9 protein-coding genes are annotated in these 16,194 nt (G+C 63.6%); 6 read left to right on the top strand and 3 right to left on the bottom strand.

Annotated features, from left to right (window positions below; translation table 11 throughout):
* Position 1: 1 nt before the first annotated feature.
* Complete coding sequence (locus TU75_RS17275) at positions 2–1,774, bottom strand: N-acetylglutaminylglutamine amidotransferase (protein WP_060549603.1); 1,773 nt, start codon at positions 1,772–1,774, stop codon at positions 2–4.
* Between the two features lie 308 nt (positions 1,775–2,082).
* Between TU75_RS17275 and TU75_RS17270 the strand changes: the two genes are divergently transcribed.
* Complete coding sequence (locus tag TU75_RS17270) at positions 2,083–6,918, top strand: NEL-type E3 ubiquitin ligase domain-containing protein (RefSeq protein WP_069665413.1); 4,836 nt, start codon at positions 2,083–2,085, stop codon at positions 6,916–6,918.
* A gap of 9 nt (positions 6,919–6,927) precedes the next feature.
* Here the strand turns inward: TU75_RS17270 and mnmC are convergent, their stop codons facing one another.
* The gene (mnmC, locus tag TU75_RS17265; RefSeq protein WP_060549602.1) at positions 6,928–8,907 is read right to left on the bottom strand and encodes a bifunctional tRNA (5-methylaminomethyl-2-thiouridine)(34)-methyltransferase MnmC2/FAD-dependent 5-carboxymethylaminomethyl-2-thiouridine(34) oxidoreductase MnmC1; all 1,980 of its coding nucleotides are present in this window, start codon (positions 8,905–8,907) and stop codon (positions 6,928–6,930) included.
* A 141-nt stretch (positions 8,908–9,048) separates the two neighbouring features.
* Between mnmC and pap the strand changes: the two genes are divergently transcribed.
* From pap to TU75_RS17250, 3 genes are all read left to right on the top strand, one after another.
* Entirely contained in the window at positions 9,049–10,557 is a 1,509-nt protein-coding gene (gene pap / locus TU75_RS17260) for a polyphosphate:AMP phosphotransferase (RefSeq protein WP_003236694.1), read from the top strand.
* Between the two features lie 374 nt (positions 10,558–10,931).
* Positions 10,932–12,116, top strand: coding sequence for a thiolase family protein (locus TU75_RS17255; protein ID WP_003236693.1), 1,185 nt, complete (start codon positions 10,932–10,934; stop codon positions 12,114–12,116).
* A gap of 295 nt (positions 12,117–12,411) precedes the next feature.
* Complete coding sequence (locus tag TU75_RS17250) at positions 12,412–13,368, top strand: DMT family transporter (protein ID WP_060549601.1); 957 nt, start codon at positions 12,412–12,414, stop codon at positions 13,366–13,368.
* Between the two features lie 373 nt (positions 13,369–13,741).
* On the opposite strand, the gene TU75_RS17245 is transcribed toward TU75_RS17250, so the two are convergent.
* Positions 13,742–15,130, bottom strand: coding sequence for a class II fumarate hydratase (locus TU75_RS17245; RefSeq protein ID WP_003236691.1), 1,389 nt, complete (start codon positions 15,128–15,130; stop codon positions 13,742–13,744).
* 193 nt (positions 15,131–15,323) lie between these two features.
* Here TU75_RS17245 and TU75_RS17240 point away from each other — a divergent pair, with 193 nt between their 5' ends.
* Both TU75_RS17240 and TU75_RS17235 read left to right on the top strand, forming a co-directional pair.
* Positions 15,324–15,842: a DUF2059 domain-containing protein gene (locus TU75_RS17240; protein WP_003236690.1), complete on the top strand. Its 519-nt coding sequence runs from the start codon at positions 15,324–15,326 to the stop codon at positions 15,840–15,842.
* Between the two features lie 6 nt (positions 15,843–15,848).
* On the top strand, positions 15,849–16,142 hold the full coding sequence (locus tag TU75_RS17235) for a BolA family protein (RefSeq protein ID WP_003236689.1): 294 nt from the start codon (positions 15,849–15,851) through the stop codon (positions 16,140–16,142).
* Positions 16,143–16,194 lie beyond the last annotated feature (52 nt).

The following is a 16,194-nucleotide window of genomic DNA, read 5'->3' as shown; positions in this document are numbered from 1 at the left end:
ATCAGATTCCTTGTTCGCTGAGCCACAGGTTCAGCGCCGCCAGTTGCCACAGCTTGGAGCCGCGCAGCGGGGTCAGTTGGCCTTGCGGGTCAGTCAGCAGGCGGTCGAGCATGGCCGGGTTGAACAGGCCGCGATCCTGGCTCGGGTCCAGCAGCAGTTCGCGCACCCAGTTCAGGGTGTCGCCCTGCAAATGCTTGAGGCCCGGCACCGGGAAATAGCCTTTCTTGCGGTCGATCACTTCGCTCGGGATCACCCGGCGCGCCGCCTCTTTCAACACCTGCTTGCCGCCGTCGGGCAGCTTGAATTTGCCTGGCACCCGTGCCGACAGCTCCACCAGGCGGTAGTCCAGAAACGGCGTGCGCGCTTCCAGGCCCCAGGCCATGGTCATGTTGTCGACGCGCTTGACCGGGTCGTCCACCAGCATCACCGTGCTGTCCAGGCGCAGGGCCTTGTCCACGGCGGCATCGGCACCGGGCATGGCAAAGTGTTCACGCACAAAATCTCCGGCGGCGTCGTTGGCGGTCAGCCATTTCGGCGCGACGGTGGCGGCGTAGTCGTCGTAGCTGCGGTCGAAGAACGCATCGCGATAGGCCGCATACGGGTCGCTGGCGCCGTCGACCTGCGGGTACCAGTGGTAACCGGCAAACAGTTCGTCTGCGCCCTGGCCGCTCTGCACCACCTTGCAATGCTTGGCCACTTCCCGCGACAGCAGGTAGAAGGCGATGCAATCGTGGCTGACCATCGGCTCGCTCATGGCGCGGAAGGCGGCCGGCAATTGTTCGATGATCTCGCGTTCGGCAATGCGCAATTGATGGTGTTGGGTGCCGTAATGCTTGGCGATCAGGTCGGAGTACTGGAACTCGTTGCCAGTCTCGCCACCGGCGTCTTCAAAACCGATGGAGAAGGTCGACAGGTCCTGCACGCCCACTTCGCGCAGCAGGCCGACGAGCATGCTCGAGTCGACCCCGCCGGAGAGCAGCACGCCGACATCCACCGCCGCCCGTTGACGAATGGCGACGGCTTCGCGGGTGCTGTCGAGCACGCGGTCGGTCCAGTCCTGCAGTGTCAGGTTTTTCTCATCGTCATGGGGACCGTAGGGCAGGGTCCACCAGGTTTTCTGTTCGGTGTTGCCGTTGGCGTCGATGCGCATCCAGCTTGCCGGCGGCAGTTTTTCGATGCCCGCCAGCAAGGTACGCGGCGCAGGCACCACCGCGTGGAAGTTAAGGTAATGGTTCAGCGCCACGGGATCGAGAATCGGGTTGATATCGCCGCCTTTGAGCAGCGCCGGCAAGGCCGACGCAAAGCGCAGGCGCTGGCCGGTGCGCGACAGGTACAGCGGCTTGACGCCGAGACGGTCACGGGCGATGAACAGGCGCTGGGCGTCACGCTCCCAGATGGCGAAGGCGAACATGCCGTTGAGCTTGGGCAGCAAGGCTTCGCCCCAGGCGTGATAGCCCTTGAGCAGCACCTCGGTGTCACCGCCGGAATAAAAGGCGTAGCCCAGGGCTTCCAGCTCTTTTCGCAATTCCGGAAAGTTGTAGATCGCGCCGTTGAACGCCAGGGACAACCCCAGTTGGGCGTCGATCATCGGCTGTGCCGAGCCGTCCGACAGGTCCATGATCTTCAGGCGGCGATGGCCCAGCGCAACCGGCCCCTGGGCATGAAAGCCCCAGGCGTCGGGGCCACGCGGGGCCAGGTGATGGGTGATGCGCTCAATCGCTGCCAGGTCGGCAGGTTGGGCATCGAAACGTAATTCTCCAGCTAATCCGCACATAAATTCCTTACCGGTTTTTCCGTTGGGGAGGGTCAACACTCAATACGCCCGGGAGGGCGCGTACCCAGAAACTGACCCGGTGCTATACGTGGAGTTTTAGAACAATAAGTTATAAGGCAAAACGCCGCTAGCGTGAAAACCGCAAGCCTTGCCCGGCGTGGCCTGTGCCTGCGGGGGCTTAGATAAGTGCACGAAACATGGGAATAACCACTGATTCCGACGGGTAACTCCACGGATATTCGAATCCGTTTCTGCGCCGACGCGCCTTATCGTGGATGGTTATTTCCAAGCATCAAGGAGTGATGTCAATGACCCAAACCCTCGATTTGATTGAAGTCGTCGTACCGCTCACCGAAACCCAACTACAGGCAGGCCTGCTGGATTTAAGCGGTGACCTGGATAAAGCCGCCGTGCTGCGCACGCAGTTGCCGCCGTGGATGGTGACGGCTGACGCCGATGTGCTCGCGGCACTGGAGCAGGCTCATCGGGCCAGTGAGCGGCCCCGTGCCCGACTCAACGCACTGCTCGAGCGCCTGCGGCCACTGGATGAATACTGCGCCGAGCGCCTGCACGCGTACCTGGCGAGCAAGGGCGTGGACTGCGTCGACGTGCAGCATGATGTGCTCGAAGTGTCCAGGTACGCCTTCAGAAGCGTCATGCCGGATCTGACCTGGGCGCAAAAGCAAACCCCCAGCGTGCACAAGGCCACGTTGCTGCAGGCCGCCATGCAGAACTTTCCCGCGTCCCAGGCCACCGTGGGCGGCGTGCCGGAGTCGGCGCTGATTCGCTCCGCCGCCAGCGGCAAACCGCTGCAGGACCTCAGCGTGCTCGACTTCGTCACCTATTGCCGCGAGCTGGACCTGGGCCAGGCCTATCAGCGGCACCTGTGCGAGGTGTTCAAGTTGCCGGCACGCACCGATCACACCCAGGAGCAGAGCCTGAGCGCGAACTCGGCGGCGATGACGGTCGGCACGGCCAAATGCCTGGACATGGAAGTCGACTTGCACCTGGCCCGCGCCCGGCAGCACATCAGCACGGCGAGTTACACCCGCGTGCTCGAGCTGATCCGTACGGATTGGCCGGCCAGTGAAGTGGAGCATCTGGCGCCCGAGGACGCCGCGATGATCTGGCAAAGCCTGGAGATCGACGGGGCGACGCTGTGGAGCGTGCTCCTGCTGTCGACAGACACGCCCGGCAGCCTGCCCGGCGGTGCGTTTTTGCTGTACATGCCCAATGAGCCGGAGCGGGCCTGGTACGAGTATTCATCCTTGCAGGATTTCCAGCAGTACCTGACGCGCAAACTGCAAGAGAGCGAGTACCGCAGGTTTTTCCAGCGCTATCTGGACGAGGAACAGCGCCCGGGGTTTCTCGCGCGGTTCGACAAGGCGCAGGCGCTGGGCAGTCTGGCGACCGTGGTGGTCAAGGTGCGGTTCTCGGCGTTTTTTTTCCACGCCTGTCTCAGCAAGATCCAGCGTGACGCTCAAGTGTTGGCGGTGCCGGTGGCCGAGGTGGACGCGCAAGCCAGCGAGGAACGTCTGCAAACGTACCTGTCGGCGGGCCTGACGCTGTTGAATGTCGCCGGTTTTGTGGTGCCGGTACTTGGTCAACTGATGGCGGGCGTGGCCGTCGGGCAACTGCTCGGCGAAGTCTTCGACGGCGTGGAGGACTGGGCGCACCACCGGACGGCCGATGCGCTCAAGCACCTGAGCAATGTCGGGCAAAGTCTCGCCTCGATGGCGGCGTTTGCCGTGGGAGGGCGCGTCGTCGGTGCGCTCTGGCGCGGCGCGCGGTCATCGGACTTTTTCGATCAGGTCGAAGCGGTCACCCGCCAGAATGGCCAGCCCGGCCTGTGGCGGCGGAGCCTGGGGCCCTACAGACAAACGTCGAGCCTCGATGACAAGTGGGTGACCAATCCCTACGGTATCTACCAGGCCCAGGGCCAGTCCTATATCAGGATCGACGGCGAGGCGTACGCCATTGGCTTCGATCCTGCGCTCGGCAAGTGGCGGATCAACCACCCGACACGTCCGACGGCGTTTCGCCCGCCCCTGGAACATAACAAGCGCGGCGGCTGGCTGCACATTTACGAGCAGCCCGAGCAGTGGCAGGACCTGCGCTACACCCTGAATCGTCTGGACCCCAGCCTCAGGGCGCTGGAGCATGAGCAAGTGGAGTCGATTGCCGCGGTCAGCGATATGTCTTTGCCCAAGGCTCAGCGTCTGGCGCTGGACCACCAGCCTTTGCCGGCGCGCTTCAATGACAGCGTGCTGCGCTTCAAGCAACAGCAGAAAATTGTCGACCTGATCGCCCAAATGGAGCGGCAACAACCCTCCACCCCGCAGACCGCTTACACCCAGCTACTCGCGCTGCCGCTGGTGCCGGGTTGGCCCAAGGGGCGCTTCTTTGAGTTGCTGGATGAGCAGGGCGACGTGCTGGAGAGCCATCCGGACCTGGCGCCTTTCGATTACGAAGACCAGAGTATCCACATCACCCGCCAGCAGCTCGATGACGGACAACTGATGGAGACACTGCTGGAGGAACTGGATGAGCAGGAGCAAGCCTCGCTGCTGGGACAAGCGGCCCGGCCTGCGCAGGCCAAAGCCCTGTTGCAACAGCGCTTGCTGGACTCGCTCAAGGCGAACCCGCGCCCGGTGTATGAGCAGCTTTACCTGAGCCAGGAATACCAGGGCGCCGTCGCGCAGATGCCGCTCAAGCGAGCGTTTCCCGAGATGCCGTCGCCGCTGGTGCGCGAACTGATGGCCCAGGCCACGGATGCCGAGCGTCGGCTGCTCGCCCAGACCGGTCGCGTGCCCCTGACCCTGGCCCAGCGTGCACGCGAGACCCTCGATGAGCTGGCGCAGGACCAGGCAGTGATGGGCCTGCACGCGCCGGAACTGGCCACCGACGCCAGCCACCGTGTTGCGCTTGGCGTGATGCGACGACTGCCCGGATGGCCCCGGGAGCTGTTGCTGTACCTGCGTGAAGGCCGTGCAGGCGAACAAGTCTCGGCCCCGCCGGGTGAGCCTGCCGTGCAGCGCACCGTGCTCAAGACGGCGGCGGGCTATCAGGCACTCGATGCGCAAGGCCAGTCCCTGGGTGCCACGGCGACGGGGCCTGAAGGGTTCTATACCGCAGTGCTCAATGCATTGTCCGCGCGTCAGCGTGCGGCGTTGAACCTGGATGGGCCGTCGGGCGCCGCACGTTTGCGCGCCCTGACACCGGCGGCAGCGCGCGAAGAGCGGCCGCGTTTGGCGGGCTATCTGTGGCCGGAGCGGGCCAAGGTCGCCAGCGAGGAGCATTTTTGTGTACAAGCTGCGCCCCCGAGCCTCACCTCCTTTGCACGCGAATTGGTGCGCAAGCTGCGCAAACTCTATCCGTCATTGACCGACGTTCAGCTCTCCACTCTGTTGGAGGAGGCCGGCACGGACCACCTGTCCCGGGCCAAGGCGGTGCAGGCGCTTGAACAGCAATTTGACAGCCTGCACCGAGCCTTGAAAACCTGGCGCAACGACCTCTCGGCCTACAACCTCATGCTGGGCACGCGTCAGGACTTTCGCTTGAGCCGCGCGCAGGTGGCCACGGCGCTGGAGCGCTGCTGGCGGCGCATGACGGTGTTGCCGAACAAGGCCCGGGTCAACGTGCCGGGCCTGTCGCTCAACGGCATGTTGCGCGCGCCCTTGCCGATGCTGCCGGCGGGCGTCAGCTTTGCCCATGTCGAACAGTTGACCTTGCGCAACACCGGGCAGACCGATGACGTCGCCTATTTTCTCAAACACTTTCCCGGCCTGCACGCCGTGGACCTGGCTGACAACCAGATCAGCCGCCTGCCCGAGGTGCTGTCGAAAATACCTCGGCTGGAGGAGCTGTGCCTGGCCAACAACAACCTGCAATTGACCGAATACACGCGCAAGACCCTGGGCGCAATGCGCACTCTGCACACCCTCAACCTGAGCCAGAACCCGCTGCGCGACCCGCCTGATGTGGGGAGCCTGTTCGATTTGCGCGAGTTGTTGCTGCGCGATTGCCGGCTCACCAGCATTCCCCCGGGCGCCGCCCGCCTGCCTTATCTCCACTACGTCGACCTGCGCGAAAACGATATAAAAGTGCTGCCCGGCTGGCTGTTTCAATTGCCGCGTGCGTCTGCCCAGGCCTTCAACCTGCGGCATAACCCGCTGGATACGAGCAGCCGGCAGACGCTGCGCAATTACCGTAACGACAAGGGCCTGGGCATGGGCTACCTGGAAGATGACATTGCCCGCCTGACCGAGCAAAAGGCCCGCGAACTCTGGCTGGCCGATGACCGGGTAAACCGTTACACCGAGAAACTGCGGTTGTGGAACGGATTCAAGGATGAACCGACTTCGGATGGCCTGTTCAATCTGCTCGCCGAATTGGGCGGCACGGCGGATGCCGCCCTGGTGCGCGAAGACATGGACCGCCGCGTGTGGCGGGTGCTGGAGGCGGTCGGCAACGACGCGCAACTGCGTGAACAGGTTTACGAGCGTGCCGCCACGCCGCTTAACTGCGACGACGCGGCGGCCGTCAGTTTCAGCAACCTGGAAGTGCTGGTGGAAATTCGTGAAGCCGAGCGTCTGGTCGAGGACGGCAAGCTGACCGCCAAGCCGTTGTTGGACCTTGCCAAAAGCCTGTTTCGCCTCGATCAACTGGAGCGCCTGGCGTACAACCACAGCCTCGCGCATCCGGCGGCCGATCCGTTGGAGGTCAGCCTGGCGTTTCGTTCCGGGCTGGCCAATACCCTGCAATTGCCAGGGCAGCCCCGGCACATGCGCTTTGCCAGCCTGGCTGGCGTCACCCCCAGTGATCTAACCGATGCGGCGAACGCGGTGCGCACCGCCGAACTGTCGCCCAAGCTGTTGCAGTACCTGGTGGAACTGCCGTTCTGGAGCGCCTATCTCAAGCGCACCTTTGCCGGGCGCTTCGAGCGGATCAACCAGCCCTTCGACAGGCGCCTGCAGCGCGTGTTCGACACGCGCGAGACCCTGGATGACGCCGCCTACCATAAGCAGGTGTCCACCATCCACAAGGAGCAGGCCCAGGCAGAACAGGCCGAGCTGGAAACCCAGACCCAGAGCGCGTTGAAGTACGCCGAGGTGGGCGGTTGTCTGGAGGTGCCCCTCGACTGACGGCCTGCGTCAGGGCTTGCGCGTAGTGCTGCGGATCAGGTTGCGCAGGGCAAAGCGATTGGGGTGGCAGGCTTCGGCGACGTTGCGCGGCAGTGGCAAGGGCTCGTTGTCCAGCCAGGCGGCGAGCAGCTCGGCGGACAAGGGCGCGGTGATCAGGCCGCGCGAGCCATGGCCGCTGTTGACGTACAAACCGTCGAGCCAGGGGCAGGCGACGTCAGGCACCTGGCGCGCATCCTTGCGCAAGCTGGCGTATGCCTGGTCAAACCGTGCCGCATCGGCCAGTGGTCCGACGATCGGCAGGTAGTCCGGGCTGGTGCAGCGAAAGGCCGCACGGCCCTGCACCGTCGCCGGGTCGAGGCTGTCGACGTGCAGGCGCTGAGCCAGGTCCACGGAAATACCCTTGAGCAGTTCCAGGTTGCCGGCGTGTTCGGCGGCGGTGGGTGTGAGGTCATCGCTCTTGAAGTCAAAGCTGGCGCCGAGGGTGTGCTCACCCAGGCGGGGCGGGGCGACGTAGCCTTCGGCGCACACCACCGTCGCCAGGGACTGGCTCTCGGCGGTTTGGGCAAGGGACGTGATCTGCCCACGGATGCGCTTGAGTGGCAGGTCGGCGAAGCGTTGCACCTCGGCGGCACCGGCCAGGACGACCACCTGCGCCTCGTCGAGCAGGCGTTCGCCTGCCCAGGCTTGCCAGCGTCCGTCGACCTGGCGCAGGTCCAGCACCTCGTGATGGGTCAGTACGCTGACCCCTTCGCGCCGTGCCTGCCAGGCGCACAAGGCCGGCGGGTGCACCCAGCCGCCCGCCGGGAAAAACAGCCCGCCATGGGCCAGTGCGACACCGGCGCGAGCCTGGGCCTGTTCACGGCTGAGCAGGTGCAGCAAGCCTGGGTCAAAGGCCTCGGCCAGTTGTGCCTGGCGCTCGGTTTCCCTGGCATCGAAGGCCAACTGCAGCACGCCGCAGCCGTCCCATGCCACGCCACGCTGAAGGTGCTCAAGCACACGTCGCGTGTAGCCGAACCCGGCCAGAATCATCTGTGACAGCGCCGTGCCATGAGCTGAAAGTTTGAGGTACAGCACCCCTTGTGGATTGCCCGAGGCTTCCTGGGCCAGGGCATCATGACGCTCCAGCAGGCTCACCTGCCAACCCCGCGCCGCGAGGCTCGCGGCCGTGGCGCAGCCGGCCAGGCCGGCGCCGATCACCAGGGCCTTGCGCTCACCGAGCACGGGAGCAGGGCGCGCGAACCAGGGCTTGATGCCGGGCGCCGCCGGGGTTTCCAACGGCCAGCCAAGAAACTCGCCGCGCAGGATTTCCCATTTGTGGCCGATGCCCGGCGTGCGTTTCATCTTGAACCCGGCGGCATTGATCAGCCGGCGCACCCAGCCGGTGCTGGTAAAGGTGCTGATGGTCGACCCCGGCGCGGCCAGGCGTGCCAGTTCGGCGAACAGCTCGGCGGTCCACATGTCGGGGTTTTTCGCCGGGGCAAACCCGTCGAGAAACCACGCATCGATCTGCGCATCCAGTTGCGGCAATTGCTCCAGCGCGTCGCCGATCAACAGGGTCAGGGTCACGCGACCGTTGTCCAGCACCAGGCGCTGGAAACCCTGATGGATAGCAACGTAGTGCGCCAGCAGTTGTTCGGCGAACGGCGCCAGTTGCGGCCAGAGGGCGAGGGCGCGTTGCAGGTCGGCGTGGCTCAGCGGGTATTTCTCGACGCTGACAAAGTGCAGGCGCGCGCCAGCCACGGCGTGCTGTTCGAACAGTTGCCAGGCGCATAGAAAATTCAGCCCGGTGCCGAAGCCGGTCTCGCCGATCACCAGCCGCCCGCCCGCGGGCAAGGCGGCAAAGCGCTCCTGCAAACGGTTCTGCTCAAGGAACACATAGCGGGTTTCTTCAAGACCCGACTGGTCGGAGAAGTACACGTCGTCGAAGACCCGCGAGTGCGGGCGACCTTGATCGTCCCAGTCGAGCTGGGCGTGGGTTACGGGGTTCATGGGCGACTCGGCAAGGGCAAGGCGGCCATTCTAGCTGATCGACCGGCAATGATTGGTCCCATGACAGACGCCTGTGGAATTTCCTCCCGCGTGGCGTTGCCCAATCCGCTAGTCTTGAGCCATCTTGAAATGGAGCTGCCCATGTTCGAATCCGCCGAAATCGGTCACGCCATCGACAAAGACACCTACGAGGCAGAGGTTCCCGCGCTGCGTGAAGCGCTGCTGGAGGTGCAGTACGAGCTGCATCAGCAGAAGCGCTTCCCGGTGATCATCCTCATCAACGGCATCGAAGGCGCCGGCAAGGGCGAAACCGTCAAGCTGCTCAACGAATGGATGGATCCGCGCCTGATCGAGGTGCGCACCTTCGACCAGCAGACCGATGAAGAACTGGCCCGCCCGCCGGCCTGGCGTTATTGGCGCCAGCTGCCGGCCAAGGGCCGCATGGGTATTTTCTTCGGCAACTGGTACAGCCAGATGTTGCAGAATCGGGTGCACGGGCGCATCAAGGATGCACGCCTGGACCAGGCCATTGCCGGTGCCGAGCGTCTGGAGCAGATGCTCTGCGACGAAGGCGCGCTGATCTTCAAGTTCTGGTTTCACCTGTCCAAAAAACAAATGAAGGCGCGGCTCAAGTCGCTGGCCGACGACCCGCTGCACAGCTGGCGCATCAGCCCGCTGGACTGGCAGCAGTCCAAAACCTACGACAAGTTCGTGCATTTTGGTGAGCGCATTCTGCGTCGCACCAGTCGCGACTATGCGCCGTGGCATGTGATCGAAGGGGTCGACGCGCACTATCGCAGCCTCACCGTGGGCAAGATCCTGCTCGACGGTCTGCAAAATGCCCTGAAACTGCCCAAGGCGAAAACCAGCGGCATGAACCCGGCGCCGCTGCCGGCCTCGGTCGATCAGAAGAGCCTGCTCGACAGCCTCGACATGACGCTGCACCTGGACAAGGACGACTACGAAGAACAGCTGATTACCGAGCAGGCACGCTTCTCGGGCCTGATGCGCGACAAGCGCATGCGCAGGCACGCCCTGGTCACCGTGTTCGAAGGCAATGACGCGGCGGGCAAGGGCGGCGCCATCCGCCGGGTCGCCGCCGCGCTGGACCCGCGCCAGTACCACATCGTGCCGATCGCCGCGCCCAGCGAAGACGAGCGTGCCCAGCCATACCTGTGGCGGTTCTGGCAGAAAATTCCGGCGCGCGGCATGTTCACCGTGTTCGACCGTTCGTGGTACGGGCGTGTACTGGTGGAGCGGGTCGAAGGGTTCTGCACCCCCGCCGACTGGATGCGTGCCTATGGCGAGATCAATGACTTCGAAGAGCAACTGCGCGACGCAGGCGTGATCGTGGTCAAGTTCTGGCTGGCCATCGACAAGCAGACCCAGCTCGAACGCTTCCAGGCGCGCGAGGACATTCCGTTCAAGCGCTTCAAGATCACCGAAGACGACTGGCGCAACCGCGACAAATGGGACGCCTACCGCACCGCCGTCGGCGACATGGTCGACCGCACCAGCACCGACGTCGCGTCATGGACGCTGGTAGAGGCCAACGACAAGCGCTGGGCGCGGGTCAAGGTGCTGCGCACCATCAACCGCGCGCTGGAAGAGGCGTTCGATCGCTCCGGCAAGCGCGAGAAGAAGAAATAAACGGTCGCCGCGTTTTTTGTGGCAAGCCTCAATGCCGTTCATTCAAGCGCAGATTCCCTGTGGCGAGCAGGCTTGTCCTGCGTTGAGCTGCGCAGCAGCCCAAAACCATGCTCTGCGCAGTGTCAGGTACGCCGCGTTTTGCTTGAATTGAGGGCGCTTCGCACCCCAACGCGGGGCAAGCCCGCTCGCCACGATTAAAAGCCTGCTGTCATCACAGGACTGCTTGCTGCTTAAGCGCTTGCTTGCCATCGGGCGCCTTGCCAATGGCAGTCCGATCACCATGTTTTTGTATAGGCCGGGTGAATGATCATCGCGGGTGGGCCGGGTTGAATCTATGCTCGCTCGATCTTCCAACAACAAGATCGAGGTAGCCCATGCGTGAAGTTGTGATCGTCGACAGCGTGCGAACCGGCCTGGCCAAGTCGTTTCGCGGCAAGTTCAACCAGACCCGACCGGATGACATGGCGGCTCACTGCGTCAATGCGCTGCTCACCCGCAACGGCATTGACCCGGCGACGGTGGAGGATTGCATCGTCGGTGCCGCCTCCAACGAAGGTGCCCAGGGTCAGAACATCGGGCGCAATGTGGCGGTGCTGTCGCAGTTGGGCACCGGTACGGCGGGGATGACGCTCAACCGCTTCTGTTCATCGGGCCTGCAGGCGATTGCCATGGCGGCCAACCAGATTGCCTCGGGCTGCAGCGATATCATTGTCGCCGGCGGCGTCGAGTCCATCAGTCTGACGTTGAAGAGCATCAACACCGATCACCTGATCAACCCCTTGCTCAAGGAGCAGGTGCCGGGCATCTATTTCCCCATGGGCCAGACCGCCGAAATCGTCGCGCGCCGTTACCACGTCAGCCGTCAGGCGCAGGACGCGTATGCGCTGCAGAGCCAGCAGCGCACCGCGCAGGCGCAGGCGGCTGGCCTGTTCGATGATGAAATTGTGCCCATGGCGGTCAAGTACCGCGTTGAGGACAAAGACACGGGCACCGTGCAGATGCTCGACGGTGTGGTCGACCGCGACGATTGCAACCGCCCCGACACCACCCTGGCCAGCCTCAGCAGCCTGAAACCGGTGTTTGCCGAGGACGGCTCGGTGACGGCGGGCAACGCCTCGCAGTTGTCCGATGGCGCCTCGATGACGCTGGTGATGAGCCTGGAAAAAGCGCTGGCCCTGGGGCTCAAGCCCAAGGCGTTTTTTCGTGGCTTTACGGTGGCCGGGTGCGAGCCCGACGAGATGGGCATCGGGCCGGTGTTTTCGGTGCCCAAACTGCTCAAGGCAAAGGGCTTGCAGGTGGCGGATATCGACCTGTGGGAACTCAACGAGGCATTCGCGTCCCAGTGCCTGTATGCGCGTGACCGGCTGGAGATCGACAATGCCAGGTACAACGTCAACGGCGGCGCTATCGCTATCGGTCACCCGTTCGGCATGACCGGTTCGAGGCAGGTGGGGCACCTGGTGCGCGAGCTGCAACGGCGCAATCTGCGCTACGGCATCGTGACCATGTGCGTGGGCGGCGGCATGGGTGCGAGCGGACTCTTTGAAGCCGTGCGCTGAAGCCATGCGGGAGGCTCCGCCAAGTCTTCGACTTAGCGCTGTCGCGCAGCAAACTGGAGCCTCTGTGGCGAGCGGGCTTGCCCCGCGTTGGGGTGCGAAGCGCCCCCAATTCAGCAAAACGCGGTGTACCTGATACGGCAGCGCCTGGTTTTGGGGCTGCTGCGCAGTCCAACGCAGGACAAGCCTGCTCGCCACAGGGGATCTGCGCTTGACTGAACGGCATTAGTGCATAGCCCGATCTGTTTGCTTGCCCCTAGAATGCAGGCTCTTCTATCTCAGGCATTCGGGGCTCCTCATGCACATCTCTTCCGGTCGCTGGGTCTACGGTTTTCTCCTGACCCTGTTGACCGCGCTGCTCTGGGGCATTCTCCCGGTCAAGCTCAAACAGGTATTGCAGGTGATGGACCCGATCACCGTCACCTGGTTTCGCCTGACGGTGGCCGGCGGTTGCCTGTTCGTCTATCTGGCGACGACCCGGCGTTTGCCCAGTTTGAAAGTGCTGGGCCCCAGGGGGGCCGGGTTGGTGGCGATGGCCGTCTGTGGACTGGTGGGCAACTACGTGCTGTACCTGGTGGGCTTGAAGATGCTCAGCCCCGGCACCGCGCAACTGGTGGTGCAGATGGGGCCGATCTTTTTGATGGTCACCAGTGTGTTTGTGTTCAAGGAGCGCTTCAGCCTGGGGCAGGGCCTGGGGTTGGTGGTGTTGATTGTGGGCTTTGGGTTGTTCTTCAACCAGCGCCTGGCTGAACTGCTGACTTCCATGGGCGCCTACACGGCCGGGGTCTTGACGGTGCTGCTGGCGACCACGATCTGGGTGTTTTACGCGTTGGGACAGAAGCAGCTGCTGACGGTGTGGAATTCGCTGCAGGTGATGATGGTGATTTATCTGTTTTGCGCGGCGTTATTGACGCCGTGGGCGCAGCCGCTGGAGGCATTGGCGTTGAGTCCGTTGCAGGGGTGGTTATTGCTGGCGTGTTGCATGAATACGTTGGTGGCGTATGGGGCGTTTGCGGAGGCGCTGGCGCACTGGGAGGCTTCGCGGGTGAGTGCGACGCTGGCGTTGACGCCGTTGGTGACTTTTGTGGCGGTGGCGCTGGCGGCGTGGTGGTGGCCTGGGTTTGTGCAGGCTGAGGAGATTAATGCGTTGGGTTATTTTGGGGCGTTGGTGGTGGTGATGGGGTCGGCGATGGTCGCCTTGGCGCCTTCGTTGATTGCGGGGCTCAGGGCTCGTCGGGTGCGACTGGCTTCTTAGGGCTTACGCGGTTCAAATGTGGGAGGGGGCTTGCTCCCGATGGTGGTTTTGGTTGTGTACATATCCGTTGCTGCGGTTATGGCGGCTATTGGTTCCGCCCTTACGGCGGGTCACTTTTTGAAGAGCGCAAAAAGTAACCAAAAACGCTTCGCCCCACCACTCGGCACCTCGCTTGGGCTCGGTGTTCCCGAACACAGGCTTGAATCCGTGGGCCGCCGCGATGGGCCATCCTTGGCCCAGCGCGGCTAACCCGGCGTCCTGCCGGGTTGCCCACGGATTCAAGCCTGCGTTCGGCCAGCGTGGTTGACGGGGCGCCTGAGATCAAGATCAAGATCAAGATCAAGAGCAAGATCAAAAGCAGATCAAGCGCTTTTTAATGGCCGGCTTCCAGCATGTTTTCAGGGCGTACCCATTTGTCGAATTCTTCGTCGGTGAGGTAGCCCAGGTCCAGTGCGGCCTGCCGCAGCGTCAGGCCTTCGGCATAGGCTTTTTTTGCGATCTGCGCAGACTTGTCGTAGCCGATGTGCGGATTCAGCGCCGTCACCAGCATCAGGCCGCGTTCGAGGTGCTCGGCCATTTGGTCGGCGTCCGGTTCCAGACCTGCGATGCAGTGCTCCTGGAAGTTGTTGCAGCCGTCGGCCAGCAGGCGGATGGATTCGAGCAGGTTGTGGATGATCACCGGTTTGTACACGTTGAGCTGCAGGTGGCCCTGGCTGGCGGCGATGCCGATGGTGACGTCGTTGCCCAGCACCTGGCAGGCCAGCATCGACAGGGCTTCGCACTGGGTGGGGTTGACCTTGCCGGGCATGATCGAACTGCCCGGTTCGTTGGCCGGCAGTTTGACTTCGGCCAGGCCTGCGCGCGGGCCGGAGCCGAGCAGGCGCAGGTCGTTGGCGATTTTCATCAGGGCCACGGCCAGGGTTTTGAGTGCGCCGTGCAAGGTGACCAGCGGTTCGTGGCCGGAGAGGGCGGCGAATTTGTTCGGGGCGGTCACGAACGGCAAGCCGGAAAGGGCCGCCAGTTCGGCGGCGATCGCTTCGCCAAAACCGTGCGGCGAGTTGAGCCCGGTGCCCACGGCGGTGCCGCCCTGGGCCAGCTCGCACACGGCCGGCAGGGCGCTGCGGATGGCGCGCTCGGCATAATCGAGCTGGGCGATGAAGGCCGACACTTCCTGGCCGAAGGTAATCGGCGTGGCGTCCATCATGTGGGTGCGGCCGGTCTTGACCAGCTTCATGTGCCGCGCCGCCAGCTCGGCCAGGCCGCCGGACAACACGGTGATTGCCGGCAGCAACTGCTCGTGCACAGCCTTTACCGTGGCGATGCTCATGGCAGTGGGGAAGCAGTCGTTGGAACTCTGGGATCGGTTCACATGGTCGTTGGGATGCACCGGGCTCTTGCCGCCACGGTTGTTGCCCGCCAGTTCGTTGGCACGCCCGGCGATCACTTCGTTGGCGTTCATGTTGCTCTGGGTGCCGCTGCCGGTCTGCCACACCACCAGTGGGAACTGGTCGTCGTGGGTGCCGTCGAGCACTTCGTCGGCGGCCTGTTCGATCAGGCGGGCGATGTCGGCGGGCAAGTCGCCGTTGCGGTCGTTGACCCGCGCGGCGGCCTTTTTGATCAGGGCCAGGGCATGCAACACCGCCAGCGGCATGCGTTGCTCGCCGATGGCGAAATTAACCAGCGAACGTTGGGTCTGGGCGCCCCAGTACGCGTCATCCGGGACGTGGACGTCTCCCAGGCTGTCGGTTTCGATACGGCTCATTCGGGCACTCTCCTTGAAGTCAGTCAGCGCAGTTTAGGCCGTGATGGGCCAGGGGGGTTCCATAAAAGACTTTTCATCGGATTAACGCGGCGCTGAACCTTGTCCGACAAGGCCTGGGGTTGAGCCGCGAGGTTTTTTAGGCGCAGAATGGTCGCCCTTGGGGTTTTACCTCGCCTGTAGAAAAGGAAACTCGATGACTCGTCTTCGTGCCATCTGTACCGCGGTTGCTCTGGTTTGCGCCAGCGGCCAGGTTTTTGCCGATACCGCCAGCCACAACGCCAGTGCCGAAGCCTTCCTTACCCTGGCCCATGCCGACAAGCTGGGAACCCCGGTGTACATGCAAGTGCAGCAAATGTTTGCCCAGCGCTTCGAACAAACCAAGGCGCCGGCCGCCAAGCAGTCCGTACTGGACAGCTACCAGGCCAAGGCCAACGCCGCGCTCGACCAGGCCATTGGCTGGCCGAAGCTGAAGCCGGACATGGTCAAGCTTTACACCACCAACTTCAGCGAGTCGGAGCTCAAGGACCTGGTTGCGTTCTACCAGTCCCCGCTGGGCAAGAAGGTCCTGGAAAAAATGCCGCAGCTGACCCAGCAATCGGCCCAGATGACCCAGGCCAAACTGGAAAGCGCCGTGCCGGTGGTCAACAAGCTGTTGGAAGACATGACCAACGAGCTGACGCCCAAAGCCGCCGCACCGGCCAAGAAGAAGTAAGCAGCGATGACCATGCAACCGCGTATCGAAACGGCGCTTGGCGCCTTGAGCCCGGAACACTTGAGCGTGCTGGATGAAAGCCACATGCACAGCCGTGGGTTGCAGACCCACTTCAAGGCCGTGCTGGTCAGCCAGCAGTTCGAGGGGCTCAACCGCGTCAAGCGCCACCAGAAGGTCTACGCCGCTTTGGGTGACCTGATGACCGAGTTTCATGCGTTGGCGCTGCATACCTACACGCCGCAGGAATGGGCGACCATCGACGCAGCCCCGGCTTCGCCGACCTGCGCCGGCGGGCACTGAGCCTGACCGACACCCGCAGGCGCAATGCCTGCGGATGTCGGTGCGCATTTTG

It is taken from the genome of Pseudomonas poae, assembly GCF_001439785.1.
GTDB lineage: Bacteria > Pseudomonadota > Gammaproteobacteria > Pseudomonadales > Pseudomonadaceae > Aquipseudomonas > Aquipseudomonas poae.
This window is presented reverse-complemented; position numbering and strand designations above follow the sequence as displayed.

Bases quoted from the DNA above. Each gene is read 5' to 3' on its own strand.
- TU75_RS17275 (WP_060549603.1), bottom strand. From the start codon at position 1,774: ATGTGCGGATTAGCTGGAGAATTACGTTTCGATGCCCAACCTGCCGAC.
- TU75_RS17270 (WP_069665413.1), top strand. From the start codon at position 2,083: ATGACCCAAACCCTCGATTTGATTGAAGTCGTCGTACCGCTCACCGAA.
- mnmC (WP_060549602.1), bottom strand. From the start codon at position 8,907: ATGAACCCCGTAACCCACGCCCAGCTCGACTGGGACGATCAAGGTCGC.
- pap (WP_003236694.1), top strand. From the start codon at position 9,049: ATGTTCGAATCCGCCGAAATCGGTCACGCCATCGACAAAGACACCTAC.
- TU75_RS17255 (WP_003236693.1), top strand. From the start codon at position 10,932: ATGCGTGAAGTTGTGATCGTCGACAGCGTGCGAACCGGCCTGGCCAAG.
- TU75_RS17250 (WP_060549601.1), top strand. From the start codon at position 12,412: ATGCACATCTCTTCCGGTCGCTGGGTCTACGGTTTTCTCCTGACCCTG.
- TU75_RS17245 (WP_003236691.1), bottom strand. From the start codon at position 15,130: ATGAGCCGTATCGAAACCGACAGCCTGGGAGACGTCCACGTCCCGGAT.
- TU75_RS17240 (WP_003236690.1), top strand. From the start codon at position 15,324: ATGACTCGTCTTCGTGCCATCTGTACCGCGGTTGCTCTGGTTTGCGCC.
- TU75_RS17235 (WP_003236689.1), top strand. From the start codon at position 15,849: ATGACCATGCAACCGCGTATCGAAACGGCGCTTGGCGCCTTGAGCCCG.